At 45.7% G+C, this 17,380-nt stretch carries 15 protein-coding genes; 6 read left to right on the top strand and 9 right to left on the bottom strand.

Annotated elements, in window-relative coordinates:
• Positions 1-102: 102 nt before the first annotated feature.
• The gene (locus tag JGK11_RS03895) at positions 103-972 is read left to right on the top strand and encodes a lipid kinase (protein ID WP_293175113.1); all 870 of its coding nucleotides are present in this window, start codon (positions 103-105) and stop codon (positions 970-972) included.
• 416 nt (positions 973-1,388) lie between these two features.
• Here the strand turns inward: JGK11_RS03895 and JGK11_RS03890 are convergent, their stop codons facing one another.
• The 4 genes from JGK11_RS03890 to hemW all read right to left on the bottom strand — a co-directional run bounded on the left by JGK11_RS03890 (position 1,389) and on the right by hemW (position 5,793).
• Positions 1,389-2,954 (bottom strand): FAD-binding oxidoreductase, encoded by a 1,566-nt coding sequence (locus JGK11_RS03890; RefSeq protein ID WP_293175115.1) that lies wholly within the window; start codon positions 2,952-2,954, stop codon positions 1,389-1,391.
• A gap of 622 nt (positions 2,955-3,576) precedes the next feature.
• Positions 3,577-3,843 (bottom strand): DUF1830 domain-containing protein, encoded by a 267-nt coding sequence (locus JGK11_RS03885; protein ID WP_293175117.1) that lies wholly within the window; start codon positions 3,841-3,843, stop codon positions 3,577-3,579.
• Positions 3,844-3,964: 121 nt separating this feature from the next.
• On the bottom strand, positions 3,965-4,225 hold the full coding sequence (locus JGK11_RS03880) for a hypothetical protein (protein ID WP_293175119.1): 261 nt from the start codon (positions 4,223-4,225) through the stop codon (positions 3,965-3,967).
• Positions 4,226-4,452: 227 nt separating this feature from the next.
• Positions 4,453-5,793, bottom strand: coding sequence for a radical SAM family heme chaperone HemW (gene hemW / locus JGK11_RS03875; RefSeq protein ID WP_293175121.1), 1,341 nt, complete (start codon positions 5,791-5,793; stop codon positions 4,453-4,455).
• Between the two features lie 378 nt (positions 5,794-6,171).
• Between hemW and JGK11_RS03870 the strand changes: the two genes are divergently transcribed.
• Positions 6,172-7,254 (top strand): PIN/TRAM domain-containing protein, encoded by a 1,083-nt coding sequence (locus tag JGK11_RS03870; protein ID WP_293175123.1) that lies wholly within the window; start codon positions 6,172-6,174, stop codon positions 7,252-7,254.
• Positions 7,255-7,266: 12 nt separating this feature from the next.
• Positions 7,267-7,461: a hypothetical protein gene (locus JGK11_RS03865; protein WP_293175125.1), complete on the top strand. Its 195-nt coding sequence runs from the start codon at positions 7,267-7,269 to the stop codon at positions 7,459-7,461.
• Between the two features lie 74 nt (positions 7,462-7,535).
• On the opposite strand, the gene JGK11_RS03860 is transcribed toward JGK11_RS03865, so the two are convergent.
• Positions 7,536-8,105 (bottom strand): Uma2 family endonuclease, encoded by a 570-nt coding sequence (locus JGK11_RS03860; RefSeq protein ID WP_293175127.1) that lies wholly within the window; start codon positions 8,103-8,105, stop codon positions 7,536-7,538.
• Between the two features lie 512 nt (positions 8,106-8,617).
• Positions 8,618-8,746, bottom strand: a complete 129-nt coding sequence (locus tag JGK11_RS03855; protein WP_293175129.1) for a hypothetical protein — start codon at positions 8,744-8,746, stop codon at positions 8,618-8,620.
• Between the two features lie 190 nt (positions 8,747-8,936).
• Here JGK11_RS03855 and JGK11_RS03850 point away from each other — a divergent pair, with 190 nt between their 5' ends.
• Both JGK11_RS03850 and JGK11_RS03845 read left to right on the top strand, forming a co-directional pair.
• Entirely contained in the window at positions 8,937-10,316 is a 1,380-nt protein-coding gene (locus tag JGK11_RS03850) for an MBOAT family O-acyltransferase (RefSeq protein WP_293210636.1), read from the top strand.
• 15 nt (positions 10,317-10,331) lie between these two features.
• Positions 10,332-11,450: a GDSL-type esterase/lipase family protein gene (locus JGK11_RS03845; protein ID WP_293175133.1), complete on the top strand. Its 1,119-nt coding sequence runs from the start codon at positions 10,332-10,334 to the stop codon at positions 11,448-11,450.
• A gap of 283 nt (positions 11,451-11,733) precedes the next feature.
• Here JGK11_RS03845 and JGK11_RS03840 read toward each other — a convergent pair whose 3' ends face one another.
• Complete coding sequence (locus JGK11_RS03840) at positions 11,734-13,938, bottom strand: Tex family protein (RefSeq protein ID WP_293210634.1); 2,205 nt, start codon at positions 13,936-13,938, stop codon at positions 11,734-11,736.
• Between the two features lie 197 nt (positions 13,939-14,135).
• Between JGK11_RS03840 and JGK11_RS03835 the strand changes: the two genes are divergently transcribed.
• Positions 14,136-14,972 carry a Uma2 family endonuclease gene (locus JGK11_RS03835; protein ID WP_293191493.1) on the top strand — a complete coding sequence of 279 codons (837 nt, stop codon included), beginning with the start codon at positions 14,136-14,138 and terminating at the stop codon, positions 14,970-14,972.
• Between the two features lie 399 nt (positions 14,973-15,371).
• Here JGK11_RS03835 and JGK11_RS03830 read toward each other — a convergent pair whose 3' ends face one another.
• Positions 15,372-16,349: a class II fructose-bisphosphate aldolase gene (locus JGK11_RS03830; RefSeq protein WP_293210632.1), complete on the bottom strand. Its 978-nt coding sequence runs from the start codon at positions 16,347-16,349 to the stop codon at positions 15,372-15,374.
• A 253-nt stretch (positions 16,350-16,602) separates the two neighbouring features.
• Positions 16,603-17,337 carry a phosphoadenylyl-sulfate reductase gene (locus tag JGK11_RS03825; protein WP_293210630.1) on the bottom strand — a complete coding sequence of 245 codons (735 nt, stop codon included), beginning with the start codon at positions 17,335-17,337 and terminating at the stop codon, positions 16,603-16,605.
• Positions 17,338-17,380: the final 43 nt, after the last annotated feature.

Here is a 17,380-nt window from a genome sequence, read left to right as displayed (position 1 = left end):
TAGCACAGCTTTTAGACAACCAAGATAAAAACAACCACACCCAACCATGACATAATTCCCATTCCCAATTCCCAATTCCCAATTCCCAATTCCCAATTATTCATGAAAAAAGCTCTCCTTTTAGTAAACCAGCACTCCCGCAAAGGGCAAAATTTATTATCTCAAGCCACTGTAAAATTACAAGCACTTGGTTTTGATTTAATTGTCGAATCTACAAACCACGCAAATGAAATTTCCGAAACAATTCGGCACTACCAACATCAAGTCGAATTAGTAATAATCGGCGGAGGCGACGGCACACTCAACTGCGCCATAGAAGGTTTGATCGACACTAAATTACCCTTAGGTATTTTGCCAATGGGAACTGCTAACGATTTAGCCCGCACTCTCGAAATTCCAACAGATTTATCCGCAGCTTGTCAAGTAATTGCCAGCGGTAAAATTCGGCTCATAGACTTAGGTTGGGTGAACGGCCAGCATTTTTTTAATGTAGCTAGTTTAGGATTGAGCGTGCAAATTACCCAGAGACTCACTAAAGACGTGAAACAGCGCTGGGGAGTTTTAGCTTATGCTTTTACCGCCTTACAAACAATCTGGGAATCGCGACCATTTAGAGCCGAAATTAAAGTAAACAACCAATCTTTTCATGTGAAAACCATTCAAATTGCGATCGGCAACGGCCGCTATTACGGCGGCGGCATGACAGTTGCCGAAGATGCCACCATCGACGACAGGCGGCTGGATTTGTATAGTTTAGAGACAAAAAATTGGTGGGAAATCATTGCTTTGCTGCCAGCGATGAGGCAAGGAAATCATAACAGTTGGCCCAACGTTCGCGCCTTGCACGCTCAAGAAATTGAGATCAATACTAGCAAGCGCCGTCCGATTAATACCGACGGTGAAATTACCACTCAAACGCCTGCAAAATTCCGAGTGATTCCCCAAGCTTTGGCCGTTATCGCTCCTGCATAACTGATAACTCATATATCAGTAACGGGCAAGATGCCCGTTCCACAAAAGATTAATTTAATACCAATTTTTCAGAAGAATGCAACAGTATTCTTGTCCCCCCCCTTAGCAAGGGGGGGCTAGGGGGGGGTCAAAGAGTGTTGCACAATTTTAGATAATTGGTATAACTTCCAGGCTAAGCGCCCGGTAATATCATATCCGCTCGATTACCATAGTAAAAAAGGTTCGTAGTGAGGACTTTATTCCTTAATAGAAGAAGGACTAAAGTCCTCACTACAAACCCAGTTTTATTGTCATCAGACAAATTAGGTACGTAGTTGCGCTTCAGCGCTCTTTCCTAATATTATAAAGAGCGCTGAAGCGCAACTACGTACCTTCGCCCAAAGGAAAGTGCTTACTACGAATAAAAATACTGAGAATTAATAATCGCCTCCAGCGCCGTATTTCCAGGCTTCAACTAATCGGTGAAAATAGTATTGCTGTTGGGTTCCTAAATTTTTTACCTGCGGTTCTACCGCTTTCCCTAAAGGCTGTAATCCTGTATAAATCCCTAAATTCACATAATGAACCATCCAATCGAGCAAATTAGCTATCCCCACCTGCGGGATAATTTTCATCACCAATCCCGGATGGCTGATTGCTGTTTTAAACAAAGTTTGCGACAAAGCCGGAAACAGCACGATATCCTGAAGAAACGGCTTGAGCACTGGTTCTCCCAATTCTTCCATTATCCCAAATACAGCAGCCAAAAGTTGATTGATTTGATTGGGGTCTATTTTCTGATTGATCGCAGCACTCATCGAACGCTGAAACAACCAAGTAACTGATAGATTTGGTTGATACGGTTGCAAAAGTGCCAGGGAATTTTTGTCTAGACTTTCGCTGGTTAAAGCTTCGTCAATTCCGAGAGTCAAGCGTTTGAGGTGGCGCACCATTGCCCCGAAACCGCCGAAGCTGAGGGGCGATTGGCTGCCGCTGCTGTCTCCGACTGGAAGTATCCGATTCCAAGGCATTTTTAGAGGGCTTTGGCGGTAGCAGGGAAAGAATCCGTAGAGTGCTCTTTGGAATTTTAACTGTTCGAGTTCGACGTTTTGATATTCGGGAAGCAAGCGCAAATAGTCTTCAAATAATGTTTCTAAACTAAATCTTTTTGTGTCGGCGTCTATATAGGTAAATAAGTAAGTCGTGCGCCCGTCTCTGGCGGGAAATGCTTCCCAAAAATATTGGCACTGATTTTGCATTGGGGTGAAGGATGCAAATATATCGCCAGTGTCATTTTTGGGGTATCCTTGGGCACAACTGCCGACTACTAAACATACGGCGTCGGGTTTTTTGCCTTGTCTTGCCTGACGGACAATGGGCGAAAAATATCCCATTGCGTCTAATAATAATCTGGTTGTAAATGAAGTGTTGACATTTGGTGAATCGGTATTTTCTGATTCTACTATAACTCCGTTGGGGTGAATTGTTGCTGTTTTAAATGGTGTATTTTCAAATAGTTTTCCTCCGAAATGGAGAAATTTATGTTTGAGGGTTTCGAGGAGGTAAATAGGGTCGATGCCGATGTTGAGTACGTCGCGAATCCAGATGTCAGGGGTGTTGGTAAAGCTGATGCGGGCTGGGTTGTATTCGGTGGCAATTGCTTTGTCTATTTCTTCAACTGAAAGCAAGTTTAGTTCTAAGAATGCGTCTAATTCTTTGCGTGAAATGTTCCATTCTTGTTCGCGCCCTCGCAGGATGCCGCGTTCGAGTAAGGCTACTCGCCAACCGCGTACTGCTAAGGCTGTACCGATTAATATTCCTAGGGTTCCGCCGCTGATAACTATGTCGAAGTCGAGGGTTTCTAGGGGTTGTTGGCTGTGTTTGACGGCTGCGGGTGTTGGGGCGGTGTTTTGTTTGAGGTTTTCCCAGAGTCGATCGACCTTTCGCAGGCCTCCAAGGGCGTCTCCCGGCACTTGGGAGAGAATTTTTTCGGTGAGGGACATCGGGTTTTAATATTTAATAGCGGTTAATTTTATATAATTTAGCTTAGAATCTGGTCTGCATTTAAATTTAAGTTTTGGGCGGGTTCTCCGGCCCACCCCACAAGAGTTCCCGAGGGAGCATCTCAGTTTTGCATTTACAGTGCGAGCGTCCCCGCTCGCGTGCGTATAAAAGCACGCGAGCGGGGACGCTCGCACTGTGAAGAAAAAATGCTTCTTGCAAAACTGAGATGCTCCCGTTCCCGATCGGTAGGGTGCGTCAATCGATTTTAGATTTTAGATTTTAGAGGCGACCCACGGATAAATTCGGGGGCTTGATGATTTTCGATTTGGGATTGATTCCACGGATAAATCACGTGGCGGGTACCACCTGTGAAATTCTTGGTCAGCTAGGATGATTTTGGCGACAAACCAACCATCTCAGACTGAGGTAAGCTGTTGCGGCATTTAAACTGTATGTCAAGAAATAATCTAAGTCTTGTGGGATGGGCTTCTAGCCCGTCCCGAATATGCAATGTTTATTTGCACGACAGCTTATCCCCGGAATCAATGGTGCGTCAGCATGAGACTTTCTGTGGTGATTGAAAATGTCACACCTGACGCACCCTACTATTTGTCAACTGGTTTAATCAGGTGCGCTTAATTCTTCAACTCGCAGCCGATCGCACAAAATTCGCTCGCACACAATAGCACCCGTCTCCGCACTCCTGCAAACTTCTAACTGAGCGGACGGGAGCGCTTCAAACAAAAAACGTTCTCCCGGAAACACCGTCCGCTCAAAATACCAATTCGGAATATTTGTAATCCGAGCAATTTGCATTTGGCTAGTAGTATTGAGATACCAACACAAAATACGCGCATCACGTTCCGAAATTACCTGAGTAAGTGTCATATTCATGTTTTTAACTTGTTTGTGAAATTGTGCAAGGTATCTGTCACCAGCCTCAGTCTAATATATATCCGCTCGCCTGTCAAAATCAAATTTTCCCGACATTCTTTAGATTAATTAATAATTAATTAATAAATGTCCCTGAGGAAATAGTGGCGCCTTCCACCTGTTCCCAAGAAGGTGCAAAAGGTGGCAGTGCTAAAGTGCAAGATTTCCATCCTCCTCGCACTGGTGCGCCTAACAATTGACAGTGACCCACGGCACCTCTTTGCATCTTGTAGTGACCGCAAAATTTACACTTAGAAGTTTGATTGCAGCCGCGATCGCTAATTACCCGATTGGGATTGCTGTGAATGTTGTGGCGTTCGAGAGTCAGGGTTTCCATCAAGATCTTTTTTAAATCGTCACTCTCAAGTATGACAGCCGGATTTCAGTCGTCGCGTCTATCTCAAGGCTTAGTTCGTTACTTAAGTTTTATTAAGGATCGATATAAAACACATTATTTTTGACATTATAAACCCAGGGAGCAATTTAATTTTCTGATTGTCGAATTGCTGGGTGTGGCTGGACGGGCGATCGCCTTAGCGCTGTGTATACTTCCTCAGACATAAGCTAATTATCCTCTTCTAACTTGCTGAACAAGTCGGCTAAAATTGTATTAGAAAACAAAAAACCTTCGGGATCGCTCAATCTCAAATTTCCCGAAAGGAGCAGTTTTTCACCTTCGGCTAAAGTGGCGATCGCCCCAGCATTCACAATTTCCACCAATCCCTGCCGCCAGTAGGGCTGCAAGCAATGCCAAATTTTATCAACCGTTTGCTGAGTAAACTTTTCAGTCAGCGCCGACAGGCTAACCCCTTCTGCCAAACGCAAACCTAGCATCAGCGTTTCTAACAAAACGTCATTGTCTGAGACTTGAAAATTGGGTTCAATTGCTGGGTGAATATCGGTCTGGGTCTCCCCCCCCAGTTGGGCGGTAGCAGCAGAAGTTGTCTCGGAAAGATTTCGCACCCACTGATAATATTCTTGAGTTTTGCGAGGCCTTGTCAACCTCCGGCCTTCCACATAACTCGCCGCCCCCATCCCCAAGCCGTAATAAGGGCGATTTTCCCAATAAACGCGGTTGTGCTGACACTGATAGCCTGGCCTAGCATAATTGGAAATTTCGTAATGTTCGTAGCCAGCATCAGTCAGAATTTCCTGCGCTAAACGGTACATTTGAGCAGCAGTTTCATCGGCTGGTAGCGGCTGGGAACCTGCTTCAAAATATCGCCCGAAAGCTGTTAAGGGCTCAACAATTAAGTCATAACTCGACAGGTGAGTCGGGCTAATTGCTACCGCTGATTTTAGGGAAGCTTCCCATTGTTCTAAGGTTTGGTGCGGCAGTCCAGAAATGAGGTCTAAACTGAAATTGACAATCCCAGCCGATCGCACTATTTCTACTGATTCCAAAATTTCTGCCACCGAGTGCGATCGCCCGCAAGCTTGCAGCAATTCATCCTGAAAAGCTTGCACTCCCAAACTAACTCGATTTACTCCCGCTGCGGCATATCCCCGCAACTGTTCTAAAGTAAATGTTCCAGGGTCAATTTCTATTGAAATTTCTGCCCCAGCAGCAATGCCAAATTTGCCGTCGATAGTTTCTAAAATATGGCTCAATTGACTGACAGAAAGCAGCGAAGGCGTGCCACCACCAAAAAAAACTGTCTTTAGAGATGTACCTAAATTTGGAGTTTCTGCAATTTCTTGACACAGTACGGCAACGTATTGGACAATTGTGCCGGAATTTTCGCCATTTTTGCGATCGCCCACCACAAAAACCGGAAAGTCGCAGTAGTAACAGCGGCGGCGACAAAAAGGTACGTGCAGGTAAGCCGAACTGGGAATGCCGGAATTTGCCACCTGCCCACTTTTTGGGAATTCAAATGTTAAATAATCTGTGGTAGGGTTCATTACATTTCCAGCTAAAAGTGCAACTTCAAATCTAAAGTTTTAATTAAACCGTTATAAATAATTATGTATATTGTGACATTTTCTTAGCAATAACGCACTGCGAACGATCTGCTATTCTAGCTTAATCTCCTAGCGATGGCGATCGGCAGTAATTCCCGAACAGGTTGCAGGGCGGTCTATTCGCACCTCATGTCTGCCCGTGAAGGGGCGCGCTCAATGCCGTGAAGCAGGGGTAGCATATCCCCCTTCACGGTACAGGCGCGAAATATAAGTTCATAAAAATTGGTAAGTAAAGATAGCGATATCCGACCGCAACCACGAAAAAACTATCAGCACTAGAAAGATATAATATAAACACATTCATTAACCTAGAACTAAATGCTAGACGCAATCATAATTATCTCATTCATAATTGCAGGCGGAGGAATCGGCTATTACGGAGTCGAGCTCCTGCCAAACAACCTGCTGGAGCAAGTTACAAATATACAAGGCCTAAGTTCGGTACTGGGCTCGTTTGGAGCATTAATCGGCTTCGTGTTGGGATTAGTCGCTCAAACAACCTACCGGCGGTTAGAAAAGCAAGTCCGGGATATGCCGGTGGAAATGCTGCTGACACGGGCGATCGGCTTAATCATCGGGCTGCTAGTCGCCAACTTAATGCTGGCTCCGCTGTTCCTGCTGCCAATTCCCCGCGAGTTCGGCTTCATCAAACCCCTAGTCGCAGTATTGGGAAGCGTCATGTTCGGCTTCACAGGCGTCAGTTTGACAGACACCCACGGCCGCGCTTTCCTGCGACTGATCAACCCCAAAAGCTTAGACACCACAGTGTTGATAGGCGAAGGTAATTTCAAGCCAACAAGTGCCAAAGTTGTCGATACAAGCTGCATTATTGACGGCCGGATTGAAAACCTGCTAGAAACAGGCTTCCTCGAAGGTCAAATTATCATCCCGCAATTCGTGCTGCAAGAACTGCAACTGGTAGCTGATTCCGCTAACGATCAAAAGCGAGTGCGCGGGCGCCGCGGCTTAGATGTACTCAACCGCATCAAAGAAACATATCCAGAACGGATTCAAATTCACTCGGCTGACTACGAAGAGATTGCCACAGTCGATGCTAAATTAGTCCGATTCGCTTTGGATATCGACGGCATTTTGCTCACCAACGATTACAACTTGTCGAAAGTAGCTACCGTTCAAAAACTGCCCGTTTTAAATATCAACGATTTGACTCATGCAGTGCGCCCGACTTATTTGCCGGGAGATACGATCGAACTAAAAATCCGCAAAGAAGGCAAAGAACCGTCTCAGGGAATCGGTTACTTGGATGACGGCACAATGGTTGTCGTAGAAGCAGGTAGCAGCTACGTCGGCGCCGAAGCCCGAGTCGTAGTTACTAGCGCCTTGCAAACTAGCGCGGGCCGCATGATTTTTGCCCGCCCTCAAGAGTCCGTTATTGCTTGAAACTGAGAAACAATGGCCAGAGGAATTAGGGTTAAATATTGCGATCGCTGTTCCCAATCTGCCCCGACTCTCTACCGCGCCCGGTATGACGAGTCGGGGCAGTGGTTTTTTCTGTGCCTTAAATGTTGGGAATCGGTAAGTAAAAACAATCCTTTTTACTTCTACGGCGGCACTTGGAAAGCCAGCAAGAAAAAATCAAGTTTGTAGTGAGGACTTTAGTCCGCTCTCTGCCGTTTAGTCAATCAGGACTTTAGTCCGAACGATCGAACAATTTTGATGAACTAGAGTAGTATCGCATCTTCATACAAAGCCTCGATCGCACAGCTAAAATTAACGCTCGCCAACTGAACGTCTTGCCCTTCACTGTAAGGATAAAGCACCCACAAACCCTCTGCATTCCGGCGAAAACACTCTACACTAACTCTTTCTTGATTGATTAATACATACTCTTGCAAACTTTCGGAAGTACGGTAATCGGCAAACTTTTCGCCTCTGTCAAAAGCCGCTGTTGTCGGCGATAAAACTTCCACAATTAAGCGCGGGTAGATAATGAAATCTTCAGCAGTATTACTGTCCCGTTCATCGCAAGTCACCGCTACATCGGGATAGTAATAACAATTTGCTGCCTCAATCCGAACTTTTATGTCTGCCATGTAAGGTATACAGCCACTTCCCCGAAGATGGTTTCTCAAAAGTACAGATACGTTCCCCATAATAATGACATGAGCTTTGCTTGCCCCTGCTTTTGCATAGACTTTTCCTTGTCTGTACTCGTGTTTGATGGGGCTGACTTTCTCGCCTGCTAAATAGTCTTCGGGGGAGACGTAGGTGTCGCTTTTACTTGCAACCATATAATTTTGAGGTGGGTGAGGATTACACAATTATAGCTCGTCGATGCGCGATCGCTCAGAATACCAGGCGGTTGAAACGGCGTCTGTACAAACTCTCATCCCAACCCAGAGGGGTTGAAGAGCGGTTAAAATTAGCAGAAAGAATTAGTTGAAAGCCTATCCCTTATAAGGAGAAATAAAAAGAAAACTATTTATTACTCCAATCCTCTTCCTTCTAGGTCAACTGATGTCCTAGGTTAACCATTCGACTACGTTCACGGCAAGCTGTCAACTGTCAACTGTAGACAAGATTGCATAAGTCTTCGATCGATCCTGCAACCGCAGATGTCAGACAGATAAACACAGGTAAACGCAGATAATTTCAGGGTGTTTTCCGATTTTTGCAAGAGGTCTTGTCAACTGTCAACTGTCAACTGTCAACTGTCAACTGAGTCCCTCCCTCGGGCATCATTTGACCCTTTGGTGATTTGCACCGCAGTCTGCTCTTTTAAAAATGTCAGAGAACATTCTTATCAAGAATAATAGCAATTCTCAATAAATCGTAAAGTTTTATACTCTCCGTTCGGACGCTGCACGTTACCAAAAATAATTGGTTGCAAGCCCCAAGCCCTTGAGGGAGAAATTAAAATCAGACTATTCATTACTCCAATCCTCGGACTTAAGGGTAGAGGTCACTCTCAAACTGTCAACTGTCAACTGTCAACTGTCAACTGTCAACTGTTAAAGCGTCTTTGGGGTTTGTTACGAAAAATAAATGTTCCAATCATTGACAACTGCTATCTCTATAGATACGATTCACTTAGCGATCGCTAAAATTTCAGATTTCAAAAAATGCTGTTTAACTCCACATTATTTTTGGTCTTTTTGGTGGTGGTGGTGTATGTCTATTACTTGCTGACACCGCAATACCGACGTTGGTTTTTGTTATTCGCTAGCTACTGCTTTTATTGGGTGTGGAGCGTACCGTACTCGCTCCTAATGGTTTTATATACCCTGCTAGCTTATACAACAGCTCGCATTATAGAGTCATCAACTAAAAACAGAGATAAAACTACTGCCTTAATTGGTTTTTTGGTTGTAGTTATAAGCACTCTATGCGTTTTCAAATACGCAAACTTCTTCTCGGCTTCGGCACACTCCCTGTTTGGATTTTATCCTTGGCCTAAACTAAATCTACTATTACCTCTGGGTATTTCTTTTTACACATTCCAGACGATCAGTTACATAGTCGATGTCTACAAGGGCGTTACACCTGCCCAAAAGTCATTTCTCGACCTAGCACTGTACGTCATTTTCTTCCCTAATCTGGTTGCTGGCCCGATCGTCCGCGCCAAGACTCTCATGCCCCAGTTGACGTGCGAGTCACCGGTAGACTGGCTTGGGATCCGCAGTGGCATTGCCCAAATCATCTGGGGGATGCTGAAAAAAGTTTATATAGCTGACCCGATGGCATCAATTACCAGTGAGGCGTTTAGTGGGCCCCAGAGCGTTTCCGGGTTGGGGTTGTTACTAGCTACGTTCGCCTTTACAGTTCAAGTCTACTGCGACTTTTCTGGTTATTCAGATATGGCGATCGGTTCTGCCCGTCTATTCGGAATAGAACTGCCGAAAAATTTTGACAAGCCTTATATGGCCTACAGCATTACTGATTTCTGGCGCCGCTGGCACATTTCACTGTCAAATTGGCTGCGCGACTATCTTTACATTCCCCTGGGTGGCAACCGGCAGGGCCAACTCCGTACCTATGGAAACTTAATGATCACTATGCTGCTGGGAGGGCTCTGGCACGGTGCTGGATGGAACTGGGTTGCTTGGGGAGGTTTGCAAGGGGCAATGCTGTCAATGGAAAGAGCGTTTGGACTCTCCTCTGCACCTAAGTCGAAAGCCAGTTATTTCCTGCACTGGCTGTTGACCTTTTTTGTGATTTGTACTTCTTGGGTACTCTTTGCATCATCTGATTTGAACAGTGCGGGTGTGGTATTTCAGCGGATATTGACTTTTGCTGATGGCCGGATACCTATTGACTATCGCCCGATATTCTACCTGGCGCTAGTTTTGCTAATTCAATGGGGGGATCTGAAGCAACGATGGATGAGCTGGGCTCAGCTACACCCAAATTTGCTCAAGTGGATTGTTTGTACGATCGCAATTGCGCTGATATTTACCTTTGCCGGCGCCTCAAGTTCAAATTTCATTTACTTCCAGTTCTAATCGGATCGATCAGTTATGCTCCCAATATTTAATGACCAAGCACTTTCCCATATAAAAACCGCATTTCGCCGCACGACCGTAGACTTGTCAAAGCTATTGTTAGCAGCTTTATTATTGGAAGGAATGCTGCAAGTTATTGCTCCTGAGTACAAAAATAACGTTTACGATCGCGAATTTACAGGAGGTCGTCCCATCGCGATGAGCAGTGCGGGAAATCGCGGCCCCCTGCTGCCGGTTCAGAAACCCCCTGGCGAAGTGCGAATCCTCGGGATGGGGGATTCAACAACATTTGGGACTGGGATTGGTGCAGAAGATACTTGGCCAGCTCAACTAGCAACTGTTTTTCAGAAAAATGGTGCCAAAGCAACCTATATCAACAGCGCTATAGAAGGTTATACGGTCAAAGAAATTAACTATGTTTATCGCAACCAGTGGTCGGCCTACAAACCAGATATAGTAGTGCTGGCTGTAGACAACAACATGGTCTCAATGACGTGGTTTCGCCGCGAGGACAAAGGTGCACCGAAAAACCCCTATCTAGATCCTGCCCCTCAATCCAAACTGGACAATTTTAAAAACGGATTAAAACAAGTTACTCACGTCTTAGCTTCTCCTTCCTGGCTGAGAATCAACTCCCAAAAATGCTTGTACTTGCTAGGTTTATCAAATAACAACATCAACCCGGAAGTTCCTTTGGGCGCAACGGTAGCCTCTGGCTGGAAGCAGGCTAATGTGCCTCCAGATCTCCCCGAACGCGTTTGGAAGCAGTTTGAAGAAGATTTGAGCGTACTCCGAGACTCCGTTGCTGCTGACGGTCGATCGCTCGTTGTAGTTTACTTACCTGCTCGCTTTATTGCTTTTGACGGTTTTTTTGACAACGAGCAGCGAGTGCCAAAAAATCGGCTGACTATCGACGCGGGTAAGAGACTTGGGGAAATTAGTCAGTCACTCGGTGTAGCCTATCTCGATGGTACGGAACCAGTTCGTCGGGGTCGATCGCAAATTGCCGAAAAAGAAGGTCGTTCTGCTCCGATGTACATTAAGTTTGATAGTGTCCACCTTGATAAAGACGGCAATCAAGCTGTTGCTGAAGGGTTGTTCGATCTCGTTGGCAAATCTGAAAAAGCTCGATAAAATCTGTCTGTCGTGTGGATACCATATCCGGTAGATTACTATAACAAAAAGGGTTCGTAGTGCGGACTGAAGTCCGCAGTCTAAGGAATGAGAATTAAATAACTTCCACAAGTTTGTGGTGTGGGCGGGAGAGCCGCCCTTTTTGAACGGGCGGGACGCCCATCCCACAATAACAATTAAAATTGTAAGTTATTTAATTTGCGATCCTAAGAGCGGACTGAAGTCCGCAGTACGAACTTTATTTATTGGGGTTAATCGATCGCACACGATACGATCGCTAGTTTTAACGCCGGCGCGGGGCGGGAAGCCTCGCGCTATTTGACGGTTGCGGTTTTTCTTGCAGCTTCATGGTCAAACTCACCCGCTTTAACTTTTCATTCACCTCCAAAACCCGCACTTTCACAACTTGTCCGACTTTCACAACCTGTTTCGGATCGTCCACGAAGCGATCGGCTAATTGAGAAATATGAACCAAACCATCTTGGTGAACTCCCACATCAACAAAGGCCCCAAAGTTAGCTACATTCGTGATAATGCCTTCCAATTCCATCCCAACTAGCAAATCGGAGATTTCGTTAATTCCGGCTTGGAAAGTAGCATATTTAAACTCGGCGCGCGGGTCTCTTCCGGGTTTTTCTAGTTCGGAAATAATGTCTCGGAGTGTTGGTTCTCCGACTTTCTCGGTCACATATTTCTTGATATCTACAGTCTTGACTTTTGCCGATATTTGTGTTATTTCGGTCAGCGGCAAACTTAAATCTTTGGCGATCGCCTGGACAACAGGATAACTTTCAGGATGAACTGCTGTATTATCCAGCGGGTTTTCGCCGCCGCGAATGCGGAGAAATCCGGCTGCTTGTTCAAAAGCTTTGGGCCCGAGTTTGGGAACTTTCAGGAGTTGGCGGCGATTTTTAAAGGCGCCGTTTTCGTTGCGGTAATTGACGATATTTTTGGCAACTGTTGCTGTCATTCCCGATACAAAGGTCAGCAGTTCTTTCGAGGCTGTGTTTAAGTCAACTCCGACGTAGTTAACGCAGCTTTCGACTGTTTCGTCGAGTTTCTTTTTGAGCAGTTTTTGGTCAACATCGTGTTGATATTGACCGACTCCGATCGATTTCGGGTCTATTTTGACAAGTTCGGCTAAAGGATCTTGCAAGCGCCTACCGATGCTGACTGCGCCGCGAATTGTGATGTCGAGATCTGGAAATTCGGCGATCGCCACATCACTCGCTGAATAAATCGATGCGCCGGATTCGTTCACCATAACTTTAATCGGTTTTTTGTCCATATCTGCCAAAACTTCCGACACAAAGTCGTCGGTTTCGCGGGAAGCTGTACCGTTGCCGATCGCGATTAATTCAATTTTATATTTTTCCAGCAAATGCTTGACAATTTTACCAGCTTGTTGTCTCTGGCCTGCGGCTTGGTGGGGGAAAATGGCTTGATATTCCAAAAACTGCCCGGTTTCGTCGAGGGCGGAAACTTTGCACCCGGTGCGAAATCCCGGATCGATCGCGAGTGTGGGCTTCATGCCCGCCGGCGCCGACAGCAGCAACTCGCGGAGGTTGGTTTCAAAGGTGGTGATGGACTCGATATCAGCCTCTGCTTTGTGGTGCGATCGCACTTCCGTCATCAGCGAAGTCTTCATCAGGCGGTTGAAAGCGTCCTTCAAGGTCGATCGATAAAACTCCTTAACTTCAGGTATCCTAGTTTTAATTTCCTGAGATTCCAAATAAGCCATCACCGCCGATTCATCAAAGGCTAAATCTAAATCTAAAACCCCCTCCGTTTCCCCGCGGAAGAGCGCCAACATATTGTGCGACTGAACATTTCTCGCTGCAATTTGGTAACTGCGGTACATTTCAAATTTCGTACTTCCTTCCGGGAAATCATCTTTAATTTTCGAGACAAAAACCCCCGTCTTCATTAAAAAATCTCGCAAATAAGCTCGGTATTCAGCTTTTTCGGAAATTGCTTCCGCCAAAATATCCCCAGCACCTTTGACAGCTTCTTCTGTTGTCTTCACTCCCTTTTCTTCCGAAATATATTTAGCTGCTTCCGCTTCGATATCGGCTGGTTTAGCAGTCGGCAAATTCAGACACTTAATAAAAATTGCCAGCGGTTCTAAACCTTTTTCTCTAGCAATTGTCGCCCGCGTCCGCCGCTTGGGTTTGTAAGGCAGATAAAGGTCTTCGAGTTCATTTTTTTGCAAGCACGACTCAATTTTGGCTTGCAATTCGGCCGTAAGTTTGCCCTGGGAGGCGATCGTCTCTAAAATCGACTTTTTGCGGTCTTCAATTTCCGTCAAATAGGTGAAGCGATCGGAAATATCCCGCAACTGAATTTCGTTCAGCAAATCGGTGCGTTCTTTGCGGTAGCGGGCAATAAACGGAATAGTTGCGCCCTCCGCAAAAAGTTCCAGAGCATTATTGACTTGAGAAAGATTGATGGAAAGTTCTTGAGCAATCAGTTGAGAAATGTTGAGCATAGTACAGAAGTTTGAGTCAATTACTGGCAGTTAATAAAATATTTATGAGTTCCGCGAATTAATAGGAAAATGAACCGCAGAGGCGCAGAGGACACAGAGGAGGAAATGAGATCAATAAGACTTTGAGAAGGTTTGCTGGAACGCCTTAGCAGTATTAAAATGATGTTAGCATAAATGCAGTCATTTCTCAATATTATATGTTTCCTTTTAAATATCCAGTGCCGCAAAGCGATCCGCCGCGATCGCCCAGAGAAACGCTGCCGACGATGTACGATTTACCTAGCGAAGATTCGGAGGAACCTGGGAAGCCAGACGAATTTCACGATTGGCAGCCGCAGTTGTTAACCCTGGCGTTTCGCCCTCGCAATTATCAGGCTTCTGAGATATTTAGCGGCACTGACATGAACCTTTATTATGACGTGCAGCACCCTCTGTGGCACAAACGCCCCGATTGGTTTGGAGTTGTGGGAGTTCCGAGACTGTACGATGGATCTGAACTGCGGATGAGTTACGTTACTTGGCAGGAAGGCGTGAATCCTTTTGTAATTGTGGAACTGCTTTCACCGGGAACCGAAAAAGAAGATTTAGGTGCAAATATCGATGACGAAAATTCAGGAAATCAGCCGAATGCTGCGGGTAACGGGCAAGTTTTGCAGGCGGAGACAAATGAGAAACCGCCTAGTAAATGGGAGGTTTACGAGCAGATTTTGCGGGTTCCTGTTTATGCTGTTTTCAGCCGCTATACTAACAGGTTGCGAGTATTTGTATTGAATGCCGGACACTATCAAGAATTAGAATTATCTGACTCGCGAGTCTGGATTCCGGATCTAGGTTTGGGCTTGGGTTTGTGGCAAGGGGAGTTTCAGGGAATCGATCGCCTGTGGTTGCGCTGGTATGATGTTGATGGCAACTGGATTCTGACTGAAGCGGAACAGCAACGGCAGCGCGCTGAGTCAGCGGAAGCTCAATTGCAGTCTTTGATTCAGCGGTTGCGGGAATCTGGCATCGATCCCGATCGATTTTTAAACCGTTAGAAAAACGGCGGTTGAAACCAGGTTTACACAAACGAAGTCCGCCTCCGTTTTTAAACCGTTAGAAAAGACGGCGGTTGAAACCGCGTCTACACAAACAAAGTCCGCCTCCGCGGACTGAAGAAGATCGCGTAAGTTTAACCCAATATGCTTGGAATTAAGCTATTTCAACCGCCCGGTTTTCTTCAACCTGCGGAGGCACGTGAGTGTTTGTGTAAACCTGGTTTCAACCGCCCGGTTTTCTATTTCAACCGCCCGGTTTTCTTCAACCTGCGGAGGCAGGTTTTGTCTGTGTAGAAGCGGTTTCAACCGCCCGGTTTTCTTCAACCTGCGGAGGCAGGTTTTGTCTGTGTAGACGCGGTTTGAACCGCCCGGTTTTCTATTTCAACCGCCCGGTTTTCTTCAACCTGCGGAGGCAGGTTTTGTCTGTGTAGACGCGGTTTGAACCGCCCGGTTTTTCATTTGAACCGCCCGATTTTCTTGTTTCTTGCTGACACTATTTGCCGTAAATCCTTCCGCGTAAGGAGATTGATGCAAATAAGCCTTACGAGCAGAACCAAAAAGTTGCAACTTACCCGAAATCACCGATCGCATAGCAGCGATCGCCTTTTCCATAACTTCCAACAAATCCGGATCGGACAAAGAATTGCTAGTTTTCAACACATCCATATAAGCATCGCGAACTTCCGTATTTACATTAAACTTAGACACACCTAATTTAATAGATTGATTAATCATCGATTCCGGCAAACCGCTAGCGCCGTGCAACACTAACGGCACCGAAACAGAAGCCCGGATTTTTGCCAAACGCGGAAAATCGAGTTTCGGTTCGCTGAAATATTTACCGTGAACGTTGCCAATTGTTACCGCTAAAAAATCCACCTTAGTTGCTGCAATAAACTCTACAGCTTCCACCGGATCGGTCATCTTGGCCGCTTTTTCTTCAATTGTCAAACCGTCCTCCGTGCCGCTAATTCTGCCGATTTCCGCTTCAACTACCGCACCGTTAGCGTGGGATAACTCAGTCATTTCGCGAGTAAATATCAAGTTTTGTTCGTAAGACAAAGGAGAACCGTCAGCCATGATGGACTTGATACCGGCGGCGAGGGCGAGGTGAATGTCTTTTTCTGAGGTGCTGTGATCTAAGTGTACTGCGATCGGCACGGAGGACTTGCGCGCTGCTTCCATGCAAAGCGCGACTAAAGGCGATTTTCCGTATTTGAGGGCGCTGGGGTGAAGTTGCAGCATCGCAGGACTTTGCAGCGCTTCGGCGGCATCGATGACGGCTTTTACTCCTTCGAGATTGTACACGTTAAAAGCGCCGATCGCGTAAGCATTTCTCCGGGCTGTGTTCAGCAATTCGCTAGTTGAGGCGAGCATAAGTACCTGGCTTAAAAACTTTTCCGTTGTCAGTTGTCAGTTGTCAGTTGTCAGTTGTTAGTTGTTAGTTGTCATCAGTCCTCAGTCATTAGTTAGGGAGCATCTCATTTTTGTAAAAAGCATTTTTTCTTTGAGTGCGAGCTTAAGAGCTCGCGAGTATTGTACAGCTCGCGAGCGGGGACAGCACTATAATAAATGCAAAACTGAGATGCTCCCATTAGTTAACTGTCAACTGTCAACTGTCAACTGTCAACTATTTTTGTGCATTACCAGCGTGCAAACCGCACTCTTTCATCGTCGATTCTTCCCACCACCAACGACCCTCGCGCTCGTGTTGGTTCGGCAATACTGGTTTCGTACAAGGTTCGCAACCAATGCTAACAAAACCGCGTTCGTGCAACTTATTGTAAGGCACTTCCAAAGCGCGAATGTATTCCCAAACCTCTGCCGAAGACCAGTTTGCTAAGGGGTTGAATTTAATTAATTCATGGTCTGGAGTTGAAAAAGCACCGTCAACTTCAATCACCGGAATACCGTTGCGGGTACTGGGACTTTGGTCTTTGCGCTGACCGGTAATCCAAGCATCGAGAGTATTCAATTTGCGGCGAAGCGGCTTGACTTTCCGCACGCCACAGCATTCTTTGTGGCCGTCTTCATAAAAACTAAACAATCCCTTTTCATCTACTAGGGCTTGTACTTCTGCTGAATCGGGAAACATTACTTCTAATTTAATGCCGTAATGTTTTCTAACTCGCTCCAGAAACTCATAGGTTTCTGAGTGCAACCGTCCCGTGTCTAGGGTGAAAACGCGGAAGTTTTTGGTAATTTTTGATGCCATGTCGATCAGAACTACATCTTCGGCACCGCTGAAAGAGATTGAAATATTGTCAAAATTGTCTAGGGCAAATTTGAGAATTTCTCGCGGTGTTTTTTGACTGTATTCTGCTTCCAGGGCGACTATGTTGAGATTCTTCTGAGTGGCAACCATATTTTTGCGCGATCGGTGTTCTTTTTTTCTAACTCTTGATTAT

Origin of the sequence: Microcoleus sp. PH2017_34_RAT_O_A, assembly GCF_020737885.1 — a bacterium.
In the GTDB taxonomy this organism is placed as follows: domain Bacteria; phylum Cyanobacteriota; class Cyanobacteriia; order Cyanobacteriales; family Microcoleaceae; genus Microcoleus.
The sequence above is the reverse complement of the archived record's forward strand: the minus strand, read 5'-3'. Positions and strand labels throughout refer to the sequence as shown.